The sequence below is a fragment of the Rummeliibacillus pycnus genome (assembly GCF_044359855.1).
Classification (GTDB): Bacteria; Bacillota; Bacilli; order Bacillales_A; family Planococcaceae; genus Rummeliibacillus; species Rummeliibacillus pycnus_A.
This window is the reverse complement of the sequence record NZ_CP132291.1, coordinates 1,784,916-1,799,392: the sequence shown is the minus strand read 5'-3', so window position 1 is coordinate 1,799,392 and position 14,477 is coordinate 1,784,916. Positions and strand designations below refer to the sequence as shown.

The 14,477-nt window shown below is 36.8% G+C and carries 13 protein-coding genes; 12 read left to right on the top strand and 1 reads right to left on the bottom strand.

The window, feature by feature from the left end; translation table 11 throughout:
• Positions 1 to 9 precede the first annotated feature (9 nt).
• The 9 genes from Q8X41_RS08830 to eno all read left to right on the top strand — a co-directional run bounded on the left by Q8X41_RS08830 (position 10) and on the right by eno (position 9,805).
• On the top strand, positions 10 to 1,431 hold the full coding sequence (locus Q8X41_RS08830) for an ATP-binding protein (RefSeq protein WP_397539859.1): 1,422 nt from the start codon (positions 10 to 12) through the stop codon (positions 1,429 to 1,431).
• 13 nt (positions 1,432 to 1,444) lie between these two features.
• Positions 1,445 to 2,140 (top strand): response regulator transcription factor, encoded by a 696-nt coding sequence (locus Q8X41_RS08825; RefSeq protein ID WP_397539858.1) that lies wholly within the window; start codon positions 1,445 to 1,447, stop codon positions 2,138 to 2,140.
• Between the two features lie 135 nt (positions 2,141 to 2,275).
• Entirely contained in the window at positions 2,276 to 2,512 is a 237-nt protein-coding gene (locus Q8X41_RS08820) for a glutaredoxin family protein (protein ID WP_397539857.1), read from the top strand.
• A 167-nt stretch (positions 2,513 to 2,679) separates the two neighbouring features.
• Entirely contained in the window at positions 2,680 to 3,708 is a 1,029-nt protein-coding gene (locus tag Q8X41_RS08815) for a sugar-binding transcriptional regulator (protein WP_397539856.1), read from the top strand.
• Between the two features lie 24 nt (positions 3,709 to 3,732).
• Positions 3,733 to 4,737, top strand: coding sequence for a type I glyceraldehyde-3-phosphate dehydrogenase (gap, locus tag Q8X41_RS08810; protein ID WP_397539855.1), 1,005 nt, complete (start codon positions 3,733 to 3,735; stop codon positions 4,735 to 4,737).
• Positions 4,738 to 4,999: 262 nt separating this feature from the next.
• Entirely contained in the window at positions 5,000 to 6,184 is a 1,185-nt protein-coding gene (locus Q8X41_RS08805; protein ID WP_397539853.1) for a phosphoglycerate kinase, read from the top strand.
• A 25-nt stretch (positions 6,185 to 6,209) separates the two neighbouring features.
• Positions 6,210 to 6,971, top strand: coding sequence for a triose-phosphate isomerase (tpiA, locus tag Q8X41_RS08800; RefSeq protein WP_397539852.1), 762 nt, complete (start codon positions 6,210 to 6,212; stop codon positions 6,969 to 6,971).
• The gene (gpmI, locus tag Q8X41_RS08795; RefSeq protein WP_397539851.1) at positions 6,964 to 8,490 is read left to right on the top strand and encodes a 2,3-bisphosphoglycerate-independent phosphoglycerate mutase; all 1,527 of its coding nucleotides are present in this window, start codon (positions 6,964 to 6,966) and stop codon (positions 8,488 to 8,490) included. The genes tpiA and gpmI overlap by 8 nt, the downstream gene beginning before the upstream one ends.
• A 19-nt stretch (positions 8,491 to 8,509) precedes the next feature.
• Positions 8,510 to 9,805: a phosphopyruvate hydratase gene (gene eno, locus Q8X41_RS08790; protein WP_397539850.1), complete on the top strand. Its 1,296-nt coding sequence runs from the start codon at positions 8,510 to 8,512 to the stop codon at positions 9,803 to 9,805.
• Positions 9,806 to 9,960: 155 nt separating this feature from the next.
• Here eno and Q8X41_RS08785 read toward each other — a convergent pair whose 3' ends face one another.
• Positions 9,961 to 10,617, bottom strand: a complete 657-nt coding sequence (locus Q8X41_RS08785; protein ID WP_397539849.1) for an O-methyltransferase — start codon at positions 10,615 to 10,617, stop codon at positions 9,961 to 9,963.
• A gap of 300 nt (positions 10,618 to 10,917) precedes the next feature.
• Here Q8X41_RS08785 and secG point away from each other — a divergent pair, with 300 nt between their 5' ends.
• The 3 genes from secG (at position 10,918) to rnr (ending at position 14,465) form a co-directional block, all read left to right on the top strand.
• Positions 10,918 to 11,145: a preprotein translocase subunit SecG gene (gene secG, locus Q8X41_RS08780; RefSeq protein WP_397539848.1), complete on the top strand. Its 228-nt coding sequence runs from the start codon at positions 10,918 to 10,920 to the stop codon at positions 11,143 to 11,145.
• A gap of 140 nt (positions 11,146 to 11,285) precedes the next feature.
• Entirely contained in the window at positions 11,286 to 12,032 is a 747-nt protein-coding gene (locus Q8X41_RS08775; RefSeq protein ID WP_397539847.1) for an alpha/beta hydrolase, read from the top strand.
• A 42-nt stretch (positions 12,033 to 12,074) separates the two neighbouring features.
• On the top strand, positions 12,075 to 14,465 hold the full coding sequence (rnr, locus tag Q8X41_RS08770) for a ribonuclease R (RefSeq protein WP_397539846.1): 2,391 nt from the start codon (positions 12,075 to 12,077) through the stop codon (positions 14,463 to 14,465).
• Positions 14,466 to 14,477 lie beyond the last annotated feature (12 nt).

Sequence of the window (14,477 nt, the reverse complement as noted above, 5' to 3'; positions counted from 1 at the left end):
AAGTATGTAATGAAAATAAATAAGTTGATTTTCCGTTCAAATACAATAATGGTTCTACTTCCCCTTATGCTACTGTTTATAGTCGGTGGAACGCTTGTAAGTACCTTTAATGAATATTATATTGATAATCGTATTGAGAAAGTTCAATTAAATAAAGATGTCTATAAAATTCAAACGATGTTTAACAACATGAAAACTCCTAATACAGATTGGGATGAAATCAGTACAGATGTTTCAAAATATGGTTATCATTTATATGTAGCAAAAGATCAAACGAAAATCTATTCTAATTTAAACAAACACGAATCTAGTTATATTGAAGATTTCCCCAAAATAAAAAAAGGTCAAAATAATGCAGTCTATCATTGGGATTATGCAACAATTGTACGCAAAGAGTTTGATTCTAATAGGCATCACTATGATCTAATTATCATTAATGTCAAAAAAAATTCGTTTTGGACAATCCTTGAACATGGTGGATTTAAAATGTTTTTGGTGATGTATTTTGTCATTGCGCTAGTTGGGATTATGATAATAATATTGAGTAGTCAATTGTTTACGAAACGTTTGGTGAAGAAAGTTAAAGCCCCAATCAGTCAGTTAATGGATGGAGAAAAACGTATTGAAGCAGGGAATCTTCACGAACCTATTGTCTATCAAGGAATTGAAGAGTTTGAAATGCTATGTAGCACATTTAACCAAATGCAAAGTCATTTACTGGAAGAAAGAGAACGCAACGAAAAGTATGAAAAGGCTAGAACAGATATGATTTCAGGGATTTCCCATGATTTGCGTACACCTCTTACATCTGTAAAAGGCTATATTAAAGGCTTATTAGACGGTGTGGCTAAGACACCAGAAAAGCAGCATCAGTATTTAATGATTGCATACAAAAAAGCTGGCGATATGGATTTGTTACTTCAACGTCTCTTTGATTTTTCAAAATTAGAAACAGGTAATATGCCATTTGTAAAGAAAAAACTAGCTTTTGATCTGTTTCTAGAGCAATTTGTAGAAGAAGTGCGTGATGACTTGGCAATTCAACAGGTTAAGGTTACATTATCGTTAACAAATGAAGAGCATAACGTGGCGATTGACATAGTCTTGATTAAGCGAGTATTAATCAATTTAATTGAGAACAGTCTAAAATATGCAGAAAATGACCATTTGCAAATTTCCTTTACATTAATAAAAATCAATCGTTTAGAAGTACTTGAAATAAAGGATAATGGTAAAGGTGTAGATGAAGCCAAACTGCCACATCTATTTGAACAATTTTATCGTGGTGATGAATCGCGAAATAGTAAAACCGAAGGAAATGGATTAGGATTATATACGTCTAAATATATAATCGAAGAACATGGCGGCACAATTTCAGCTGCAAATCAGGATGGACTGAAAATAATCATTACATTGCCGAGCATTTTTTAAAAGAGGGAAGAATATGTATAAAATTTTAATTGCAGAAGATGATATCGAAATTGCAATGTTAGAAGAAGATTACCTTGAGATTAATGGATTTGAAACACGAATCATTCAGAATGGTAATTCCGTCATCCAAGTGTTGAATCAAGAGCGTTTTGATTTGTTGATTCTAGATATCATGCTACCTGGCAAAAATGGTTATGAACTTTGTAAAGAAATACGAGCTGAATCTGAAATACCAATATTAATGGTGACAGCCAAGACAGAATCAATAGATAAAATAAGGGGCCTAGGGCTTGGTGCAGATGATTATATATCAAAACCGTTTGATCCTGCAGAACTTGTAGCGCGTGTCAAAGCTCATATCAATCGTTATGAACGATTGATACATCATAGAAATGAAACAACAGATGACGTCATTCAAATTGGTCACATGAAAATACTAAAAAAGAGTTGGAAAGTTTATGTGAATGGCGAAGTAGTTAAGTTCCCTAATAAGGAATTTGAAGTACTTGTTTTTTTAGCGGAAAATGCAAACATCGTTTTCTCTAAAGAACAAATCGTTGAACAAATTTGGGGATACGGCTATATAGGCGATAGTTCTACTGTGACCGTACACATCAATCGGATTCGTGAAAAAATAGAAGAAGATAGTAATAATCCTAAAATCATTGAAACAGTTTGGGGAGCGGGATATCGTTTGAATTTGATATGATATTTTTTGCAAAATTACAACCACATGATTCAAACTTCGTTCAATCTCTTCGTAAGCCCATCAATCCTATGAGTATTCAACACAAGAAATTATTTATATAATTGAAGAAATATCAAAGGTGAGGAGCATTAAATAATGGAAATTACATACTACAGTAGACCGAACTGCGGACTTTGCGAAGATGGCAAACGAATGCTGAATTTAGTGCGTGAAGATATTCCTTTTGAGGTTAAAGAAGTGAATATTGAACAGGATGATACACTTCATGAAAAATATATGATGATGATACCTGTTGTTGAAAAAGATGGGCAGATTATTCAGTATGGTGTACTGGATTATATAACGCTGTTGGAAGGAATCGGTGCAGACTAGGATAGGCGATATTGTGATATTGTCTATTCTACTCAATTCTTGGTGAAATTTAGTTGCATATGATGACATGAAATTGTATACTCTAAGCAAGAAATAAATTTTTTTGTAGTAAGTGGGACGTAATGATAAAAGGTGGGATAAAATATGTCCCTTAAGGAGGTAACGACATGACTACATTATCGGAAGCACAATTGAAAATAATGCCTGAAGTGTCTGAGCTTCTTCATACTCGATATCGTTTTTTACAAATGATTGAAATGTTAGGTCCCATTGGTCGACGTGGACTTGCGGATAATCTTTCTGTAGCAGAAAGAGAAGCTCGTAAGGAAACGGATTTGTTACGTGAGCAAGGGCTGATTGTAGCTAGTCGTTCTGGTATGAGGATTTCTGAATTAGGAATGGAAGTATTAGAAGTGTTAAAGCCTCTCGTTTATGAATGGTCAGGTATTTCCACAATGGAAAAACAGCTAACACGAATACTTGGAATCAAAAAAGTAATAATAGTAGATGGGGATCTTGATGAACTTCCATCGATTAAATCATTGCTCGGTTTGGAAGCGGCAAAACAATTAGAATTAGTAGCGAGTATTAGCAAAATCGTCGCTGTAACAGGTGGAAGTACATTAGCTGCCATAGCAGATAGTCTTACTCCTTCAGAAAAACTAACTGATCTAAACTTTATCGCTGCTAGAGGTGGTATGGGAGTTGAGATGAGACTGCAAGCTAACACTATTGCAGCAACATTTGCAGGGAATACTGACAACACTTATCGTACTTTGTATTTACCAGAACATTTAAGTGAAACAGCTTATAATGCAATTATTCAAGAACCAATCGTGAAAGAAATGATGGAGTTATATGATCAAACAGATGTCGTCATTCACGGTATTGGCTCTGCTTTAGAAATGGCAGAAAGACGCAAATCATGTGAAGAAGAAAAACAATCTTTACTTGAAAGTGGCGCTGTCAGTGAGGCCTTTGGTTATTATTTCGATGAACAGGGGAATGCAGTACAAAGAATTCGTACTGTAGGAATCCAATTAGAGCAAGTAAATAGATGTAAAAGTATTATTGCAGTAGCTGGTGGGAAGAATAAGGCTAAAGCCATTCTTTCTTACTTCAAACACGGCGCAAAACAATCAGTTTTAATAACTGATTCAGCTGCTGCGGAAGAAATGCTTCACTTACTACAATAAACTCATTTAATGGAGGAAAAGATTATGACTTTAAAATTAGCGATTAATGGATTTGGACGTATTGGACGATTAGTTTTCCGAACAGCAATTAAACGACAAGATATTGAAATTGTAGCGGTAAATGATTTAACTGACGCAGCAATGCTTGCTCATCTTTTAAAATATGATTCAGTTCACGGCACATTCGATGCAGAAGTAACATCTGAAGGTGAATACCTTGTAGTAGATGGCAAAAACGTTCGTGTCTATGCTGAAACAGATCCTGCAAAACTTCCTTGGGGAGAATTAGGTGTTGATATCGTAGTAGAATCTACAGGTCGCTTTACAGACCATGAATCTGCGCATAAACACGTTGAAGCAGGCGCTAAAAGAGTAATCGTATCTGCTCCAGGCAAGAACATGCCAACTTATGTAATGGGTGTAAACAACGAAAAATACGATGCAGCAAATGATATTGTCGTATCAAATGCATCTTGTACAACAAACTGCTTATCACCAGTTGCCAAAGTGTTGGATGAACAATTCGGTATCAAACGTGGTATGATGACTACCGTTCACTCATACACAAACGATCAAAAAATCTTAGATCTTCCACATAAAGATTATCGCCGTGCTCGTGCAGCTGCACAATCTATGATCCCAACTACTACTGGCGCAGCAGTTGCAGTAGCAAAAGTTTTACCACAACTTGAAGGTAAACTAGATGGTATGGCAATTCGTGTTCCAACACCAAACGTATCATTGGTTGACTTAGTTGTAGAATTAGAAAAAGACGTAACTCCAGAAGATGTTAATGCAGCATTAAAAGCAGCATCTGAAAATGAATTAAAAGGTATTCTTGCATACTCAGAATTACCATTAGTATCAATTGATTACAACGGCAATGTTTCTTCATCTACAGTTGATAGTCTATCTACAATGGTTCTTGAAGGTAACCTTGTAAAAGTATTGGCTTGGTATGATAACGAATCAGGTTATTCTACTCGTGTAGTAGATTTAGCTGAATACATGATGAAACAAGGTTTGTAATTCAAAAACGATAGCCATATAGTTACCATATGTATATAATGAATTAGGGTAAAAAAGGAGAAGCAGTTTTGCACTTCTCCTTTTTTTATGAAATAAGTAAGCGCTTCATTGATAAAAACAAAATATTTCGGCTTATTTTTTTCACAATAATCTATATTGAAACGGTTGAAGAAGCTATTTTTGTTCATCATAATATAAGCGAAGAATGATGCTTATTTTCATCATAATTAAAATGTTATAGACAATTGGAGGAGGCACGATTATGTATCAAAAAAAGACAATGAATGATATCGAAGTAAAAGGAAAACGCGTATTTGTACGTGTGGATTTCAATGTACCAATGGAAGAAGGCAAAATTACCGACGACACTCGTATTCGAGCAGCGCTTCCTACAATCTCATATTTAGTAGAAAAAGGGGCAAAAGTAATTTTAGCTAGCCATCTAGGACGTCCAAAAGGTGAAGTGAAAGAAGAACTACGATTAACAGCTGTAGGCGAACGTCTTTCTGAACTTATGGGTAAACCTGTAACAAAACTAGATGAATCTATCGGTGAATCAGTGGAACAAGCTGTAGGAAACATGAATGATGGTGAAATCGTTCTATTAGAAAACGTTCGTTTCCATAAAGGCGAAGAAAAGAACGATCCTGCGCTTGCTGAAAGCTTCGCAAAATTAGCAGATCTTTATGTCAATGATGCATTTGGTGCCGCTCATCGTGCACATGCTACAACAGCAGGAATTGCAGAATACTTACCAGCAGTTTCTGGTCTTTTAATGGAAAAAGAAATTGATGTTTTAGGTAAAGCATTATCAAACCCAGAACGCCCATTCACTGCAATTATCGGTGGTGCAAAAGTTAAAGATAAAATCGGTGTAATCGAAAATCTTTTAGATAAAGTGGACCATTTAATCATTGGTGGGGGTTTGTCTTATACATTCTCAAAAGCACAAGGTTATGATATAGGTAAATCATTATTAGAAGAAGATAAAATCGAATTAGCTAAATCATTTATCGAAAAAGCAGCTGAAAAAGGCGTGAAATTACATATGCCAGTGGATGCTGTTGTAGCAAACGAATTCTCGAAAGATGCAGAAACAAAAGTAGTTGATATCGATCAAATTCCAAGTGATTGGATGGGATTAGATATCGGGCCAAAAACTGCTGCAGAATATGCAGATGTGATTAACAACTCAAAACTAATCATTTGGAATGGACCTATGGGTGTATTTGAAATAGATGCATTTGCAAATGGTACAAAGGCTGTAGCAAGTGCAATGGCAGAAACAAATGGTTATACAATTATTGGTGGTGGCGATTCAGCAGCAGCAGTAGAAAAATTCCAAGTAGCTGGTAAAATGGATCACATCTCAACTGGTGGCGGTGCATCTCTTGAATTTATGGAAGGTAAAGAATTACCGGGTGTTGTCGCATTAAACGACAAATAATACTTATAAATGGAGGTTGTTCACAATGCGTAAACCAATTATTGCAGGTAACTGGAAAATGTATAAAACATTATCGGAAGCAATTGAATTTGTAGAAGCAGTTAAATCATCTGTTCCAGCAACAGATAAAGTGGACTCAGTTATTTGTGCACCAGCTCTATTTTTACCTTCACTTGTAGGTAAAGCAGAAGGTACAGATCTAGCAATCGGTGCTCAAACAATGCACTATGAAAATGAAGGTGCATTTACTGGTGAGGTAAGCCCCACTCAATTAGAAGATATCAAAGTTCAATATGTTATTTTGGGGCACTCCGAACGTCGTCAATATGATAACGAAACAGATGAAGGGGTAAATAAAAAAGCACATGCAGCATTTACTCATAATTTAACACCGATTATCTGTGTAGGCGAAACATTAGAAGAACGAGAAGCAAGTAATACAGTTGTAAAGGTTTCTTCTCAAGTTGGTGCAGCACTAAAAGGTTTAACACCTGAGCAAGTTGCGAAAACTGTGATTGCATATGAACCGATTTGGGCAATTGGCACAGGTAAAACAGCGACAGCTCAAGATGCCAACGAAGTATGTGCAGCGATCCGTAAAACAGTAGCAGAAGTAGCAGGAGAAGTTGCTGCAGAAATGATTCGTATTCAATACGGCGGTAGTGTGAAACCGGAAAACGTAGTAGAATTACTATCAATGGAGCATATCGATGGTGCTCTAGTTGGTGGAGCAAGTTTAAAACCAGACTCATTCTTAAAATTATTGGAGGCCGGGGCAAATGCCTAATAAACCAGTAGCATTAATTATTTTAGATGGTTTAGGCTTACGCGACGAACTATTTGGTAATGCAGTAGCGCAAGCGAAGAAACCAAATTTGGACCGTTATTGGAATTCCTTTCCGCATAACACACTGACAGCATCAGGGGAAGCAGTAGGACTTCCAGCGGGGCAAATGGGTAACTCAGAAGTCGGACACTTAAATATAGGTGCTGGCCGTATTGTCTATCAAAGCTTAACAAGAATTCACAAGGCTATTAAAGATGGTGATTTCTTTACAAATGAAGCACTATTAGATGCAGTCAATCATGCAAAACAAAATCATTCAAAATTACACATTATGGGTCTTTTATCTGATGGTGGCGTACATAGTCACTATGAGCATTTATTTGCTCTATTGAAATTAGCAAAAGACCAAGGCTTAGAAGAAGTATATGTACATGGCTTCCTAGATGGTCGCGATGTGGGTCCAAAAACAGCTGTGGGCTATATCGAAGAAACAGAACGTCAAATGGCTGAAATCGGAGTCGGACAATTTGCTTCTATCAGTGGTCGTTATTATGCAATGGACCGCGATAATCGCTGGGATCGTGAAGAAAAAGTTTATAAAGTATTAGTAGATGGACAAGGTATTGAAGCAACTTCAGCGGCAGAAGGTGTTGAAGCATCTTATGTAAATGACGTAACAGATGAATTTGTCTTACCGTTTGTGATCAAAAATGATGGCAAACCAGTTGCAACAATTCAATCAAACGATGCCGTGATTTTCTTTAACTTCCGTCCGGACCGTGCAATCGAACTATCAACTGCTTTTACAAATCCATCATTTGATGGTTTTACGCGAAGCGAAAACCATCCGCAAAACTTGAAGTTTATTTGTTTTAAAAAATATAGTGATAAAGTAATTGGTGAGATTGCTTTCCATGATGACGATTTGAAAAACACCATTGGTGAGGTATTATCAGACAATAATCTTCGTCAATTACGGATTGCAGAAACAGAAAAATACCCACATGTCACTTTCTTCATGAGTGGTGGTCGTGAAGCAACATTTGAAGGAGAAGAACGTATTCTAATCAATTCTCCAAAAGTTGCAACATATGATTTAAAACCAGAAATGAGTGCTTATGAAGTAACAGATGCACTAGTTGAAGCGATTGAAGCTGACCGTTTTGATGGGATCATTTTAAACTTTGCAAACCCTGATATGGTAGGCCATAGTGGTATGCTTGAACCAACGATTAAAGCAATCGAAGCTGTGGATGAATGTTTAGGTAGAGTGGTAGATGCGCTTCTTGCAAAAGGTGGAGCGGCGATTATTACTGCAGACCATGGTAACTCCGATGAAGTGGTAACACTTGAAGGAGAACCTATGACAGCTCATACAACAAATCCTGTGCCTGTTATCATCACAAAAGAAAATATTGTTGTAAGAAATGGCGGAATTTTAGCCGATTTAGCTCCGACCATGTTAAAATTATTAGGAGTGGAACAACCACTCGAAATGACAGGAAAACCATTATTTTAAAACTGAGGAGAGTTAAACAATGCCAATTATTACAGACGTACAAGCCCGTGAAGTATTAGATTCACGCGGTAACCCAACAGTAGAAGTAGAAGTATTCACAGAATCAGGTGCTTTTGGTAGTGCAATCGTTCCTTCTGGTGCATCTACTGGGGAATATGAAGCGGTAGAATTGCGCGATGGAGACAAAGCTCGCTACCTTGGAAAAGGTGTTTTAAAAGCAGTTGATAATGTAAACAACGTCATTGCTCCAGAACTAATCGGAAACTATTCAGTACTTGATCAAGTATCAGTAGATAACATGATGATCGAATTAGATGGTACAGAAAACAAAGGTAAACTAGGTGCAAACGCGATTCTTGGTGTTTCTTTAGCAGTGGCTCGTGCAGGTGCTGACTACCTTGACCTACCACTTTATCAATACATCGGTGGTATTAATGCAAAACAACTACCAGTTCCAATGATGAACATCTTAAACGGCGGTGAACACGCTGATAATAACGTAGATATTCAAGAATTCATGGTAATGCCTGTAGGCGCTGAATCATTCCGCCACGCTTTACGCATGGGTACTGAAATCTTCCATTCATTAAAAGCAGTACTTAAAGAATCTGGTCATAACACTGCAGTAGGTGATGAAGGTGGTTTTGCACCAAACTTAACTTCTAACGAAGAAGCATTATCTACAATCGTAACTGCAATCGAACGTGCAGGTTACAAACCAGGTGAAGAAGTAATGCTAGCAATGGACGTGGCATCTTCAGAACTATACTCAGATGAAGATGGAAAATACCATTTAGATGGAGAAGGCGTTGCAAAAACTTCTGAAGAAATGGTTGCTTGGTATGACGAACTTACTTCTAAATACCCAATTATCTCAATTGAAGATGGTCTTGATGAAAACGACTGGGCAGGTCACAAAATGCTTACTGAACGCATCGGAAACCGCGTACAATTAGTTGGTGACGATCTATTCGTTACAAATACTAAAAAGTTATCTCGTGGTATCGAAGAAGGCGTTGGTAATGCAATTCTAATCAAAGTTAACCAAATCGGTACTTTAACAGAAACTTTAGATGCTATCGAAATGGCTAAACGTGCTGGCTACACAGCAATCATCTCTCACCGTTCTGGTGAATCAGAAGACACTACAATTGCAGATATCGCAGTTGCTACAAATGCTGGCCAAATTAAAACTGGTGCACCATCTCGTACAGACCGTGTTGCAAAATACAACCAATTACTTCGCATCGAAGACCAATTGTCTGTAACAGCTCAATTTAATGGTATTAAATCTTTCTACAACATTAATCGCTAATTTGACAACGAGTAAAATAATTTAACAATTTACACAAATATTGAAGCCGCTATCTCCTTTATGGAACGATAGCGGCTTTCTCATTAAAATTATTTAGCATATTTTTTTATGTTTTTTATTTGAAATATGTGATTCCAGTTGGAAAACTGCACTGATTATTTTACAATCCCTATCATAAAACCGTCATATCCCTTATTACCAACTGTTTGAATCGCTGTAGAATCAATGGCTGGATTGTTTACTAATAAGTCCATAAATTGTTGTAGTCCTTTTGTATGCACGTCATCGCTTAATTCATCAATGATATTGCCATCTCTTACAACATTATCAGCTATAATGAGTGCTCCGGGATTCGCTAATTTTAAGGACCATTTTAGATAATGAGGGTAATTCACCTTATCAGCATCAATAAAAATTAAATCAAATAATAATTTTTTTTCTTCAAGGATTGGCAATGTATCTAATGCGTTTCCAACAATAACCTCCACTTTATCTTGATAACCTGCCAGCTGGAAATTTTGTTCGGCGATTTTTGCAAAATCCGGATTAAATTCTAATGTGTATAGTTTTCCAGTTTCGGAAAGGGCACGAGCCATCCATATACTACTATATCCACCAAGAGTTCCGATTTCTAATATATTTTCTGCACCTTTTAGTTTAGCTAAAAGATATAAAAGTTTTCCATGTGTTGATGATACATTAATATTTGGTAGACCTGCTTGCTTGTTTGATTCCTGAACTTGCTCAAGGGTGGAATCGGAGGGGATTAATTTTTTATTGATATAATCGTCCACAAAAGCACAGATCATCATGTAAGCATCCTGTATTGTAGCTCCTCCTTATAAAAATTTGATTTTTTCAAATACAGTTTATGACTGTATAGTTCAAAATAAGAACAAAAACAACGTTTTTTATGAAGAACCTTTTGAGTATTAGTGGATGCTATCGTTTTTACTTTTTTATCGTCAAAATATATAAGGAATGATAAAATAATAGAAAAGTGTGTATTTTATTGGTTTTAGTTACTACTAAAAGTAGAACTTCGTTGTCATTACGTACAGTTTTTGGTAAGATAAGACTATTGTGATGTTTCGAATCAGGAGGTGGAACATATGCATGCAGCAATTATGACGTTACTTCTTATCGTGTCTGTTGCATTGATTATCGTAGTATTAATGCAATCTAGTAAGAGTGCTGGTCTTTCAGGAGCCATCTCTGGTGGAGCTGAACAACTTTTTGGAAAAGCAAAAGCTCGTGGAGTAGATTTAATATTACACCGCATTACGGTTGTGCTATCAATCTTATTCTTCGTATTAACTATTGCGATCGCAAAATTCTAATGCACACTAAATCCGCCTGGCCGCTAATGGTTAGGCGTTTTCTATTATATAGATTATAATGAAGAAAGCGGGACACGATCGTAAACCTTTAAACTTCGGCGTGCAGATCGACTTCAATTCATACTTAGGAGGTTTACATCATGAAACCTACTTTACCCGAACCTTTTTTCTTTGAGGTTGGACCCAGAGCAGTTTTACTATTACATGGATTTACTGGGAATTCGGCAGATGTACGTATGCTAGGGCGTTTCTTAGAAAAGCATGGTTATACTTCACTAGCTCCGCAATATAAAGGACATGGAGTACCACCAGAAGAGCTGATACATACAAACCCACAACAATGGTGGCAAAGTGTGCTTGATGGATACCAAAAATTAAAAGATGCAGGATACAAGGAAATTGCTGTTGCAGGGCTATCTCTTGGTGGCGTTTTTTCATTGAAGTTAGGTTATTGTTATCCAGTTCAGGGAATCATAACAATGTGTGCACCAATGACGATGCGGACAACAGAATTAATGTTTGAAGGTGTAGTTCAATACGCGGAACGGTTTAATCAACATTTTGGCAAAAGTGAAGAAGAATCCGAAGCGAGTTTAGAAAATATTAAAAAACATGGCATGCCTTCACTACAACAATTACGTGAATTAGTATATGAGGTTCGAGAACATGTCGATGAAATCTATGCACCAATTTTTGTTGTACAAGGAAGAAAAGATGAAGTCATTGATATAAAATCTGCAAATTATATTTATGAACAAGTAGAGTCTAATGAAAAACAGATTAAATTCTATGAAGAATCAGGTCATGTTATTACATTAGATAAAGAACGAAAACAATTGCATGAAGATATTTTACACTTTTTAGAGTCACTTGATTGGCATGAGTAAAAAAGTAATGATTGCAAATGCTAATAGAAGGAGGGAAGAACGATGGATAAACAAGAATCAACATTAGAATTAAGATTATTGGAATTTATGAAGGAAGATGACTATAAACCTTTAACAGTCGCTGAGTTTGAAGAGCAGTTTGGCTTTCGTGATGCTGAAGAATTCAAACAACTTGTAAAAACACTCGTGAAATTAGAGCAACAAGGAGATATTGTACGTACTCGGACAAATCGATACGGATTGCCAGAACGAATGAATTATTTACAAGGTCGTTTTATCGGTCATGCAAAAGGATTTGGCTTTGTAGCGCCAGAAGAAGAAGGAATGGATGATGTATTTATTCCTCCTACGGATATAAATGGTGCAGTAAATGGAGATACAGTGCTTATTCGTGTATCCAAAACATCTTCTGGAGATCGTCGTGAAGGTGCTGTCATTAAAATCATTGAACGCGGAACGACAAAAGTAGTGGGTACTTTCCAAGCGAATCGTGGATTTGGTTTTGTCGTACCCGATGATAAAAAAATATCGATGGATTTATTTATCGCAAAAGATAATACATTAGGTGCAATGGATGGCCATAAAGTAGTGGCAGAAATTATTGAATGGCCTGGAGTGCACCGTTCTGCAACTGGGATTGTGACACAAATTTTAGGACATAAAAACGACCCAGGTGTGGATATTCTTTCAATCATTCATAAACACGATATTACAGTTGATTTTCCGAAAGAGGTCTTAGACGCTGCAAGTGCAGTACCAGATACAATCTCAGACAAAGATCGAGAAGGTCGTCGTGATTTACGTGATGAAATGATTGTGACCATTGACGGAGAAACCGCAAAAGACTTGGACGATGCCGTTACGGTTACAAAAAATGATGATGGCACCTATAAATTGGGCGTGCATATCGCAGACGTTAGTCATTATGTGACAGATGGTTCTGCTTTAGACCGTGAAGCATATGATCGTGCTACAAGTGTGTACTTAACAGACCGCGTTATACCAATGATTCCACATCGTCTTTCAAATGGAATCTGCTCATTAAACCCACAAGTAGATCGATTAACGCTTTCATGTGAAATGACGATTAATGGAAGCGGTGAAGTCATCGACCATGAAATTTTCCAAAGTGTTATTCGTACTACAGAACGTATGACATATACAAACGTCTTTAAAATTTTAGAAGAAGACGATGCAGAACTAAAAGAACGCTATGCACCGTTAGTTCCAATGTTTGAAAATATGAAAGACTTAGCGAAAATTCTTAACAACCGCCGTATGAACCGTGGTGCAGTAGACTTTGACTTTAAAGAATCTTATGTAGTTGTCGATGAAGACGGATGGCCAACAGATATTCTTCTTCGTGAACGTACTGTTGCCGAACGATTAATTGAAGAATTTATGCTTGTAGCAAACGAAACGGTAGCCGAACATATTAATCACATGAATTTACCATTCATCTATCGTATTCACGAAGATCCAAAACCTGAAAAGCTACAACGATTCTTTGAATTTATAACAAACTTCGGTTTAGTTATTAGAGGTACAGGCAATACAGTTGAACCTAGAGCATTACAAGAAATATTAGAATCAGTAAAAGAAGAACCTGAGTATCCTGTTATTTCAACCATGATGCTACGCTCAATGCAACAAGCAAAATATAGCCCAGAATGTCTTGGACACTTTGGTTTATCAACAGAATTCTATACACACTTTACGTCACCAATTAGACGTTACCCTGACTTAATCGTGCACCGCCTAATTCGTACCTATTTAATCAATGGTGATAAGAGCAGAGAAACGGTTAGCTATTGGGGTGCTCATATGGATGAAATCGCTGAGCATACATCAAGTCGTGAACGTCGTGCAGTAGACGCTGAACGTGATACGGAATCATTGAAAAAATCACAATACATGGCAGACAAAATTGGCGAAAAGTTCACTGGTATCGTCAGCTCAATTACGAACTTCGGTATGTTTATCGAATTAGAAAACACAGTAGAAGGCTTAGTGCATATTAGCAATATGACGGATGACTATTACAACTTCGACGATCGTCAAATGGTCATGATTGGGGAAAGAACAGGACGTATCTTCCATATTGGTGATGAAGTAGAAATCAGCGTTTTAGAAGTGAATATTGACGAATCTGCTATCGATTTTGAAATTGTTGGTATGCCAAAAGCGCAAGCCCGTACTCGCCGCCAAGCACCAGTTGTCATTCGTGCAAAGTCAAAAGACGGTGAACAGGGTAGAGAAAAGGGCAAAGGCAAAACTCGCAAATATAAACCAAGTGGAGCAAAAGTTAACGGAAGAACACGTAAACAAGAACGTAAAGCTTCTGGTAATTCAAGTAGCAAAGGGAATAAAAAAGGCTTCTACGAAGGAATTGCAAAGAAACAGCAAAAACGCCGTAGTAGAAAGAAAAAATAAGAGAAGGGCTAG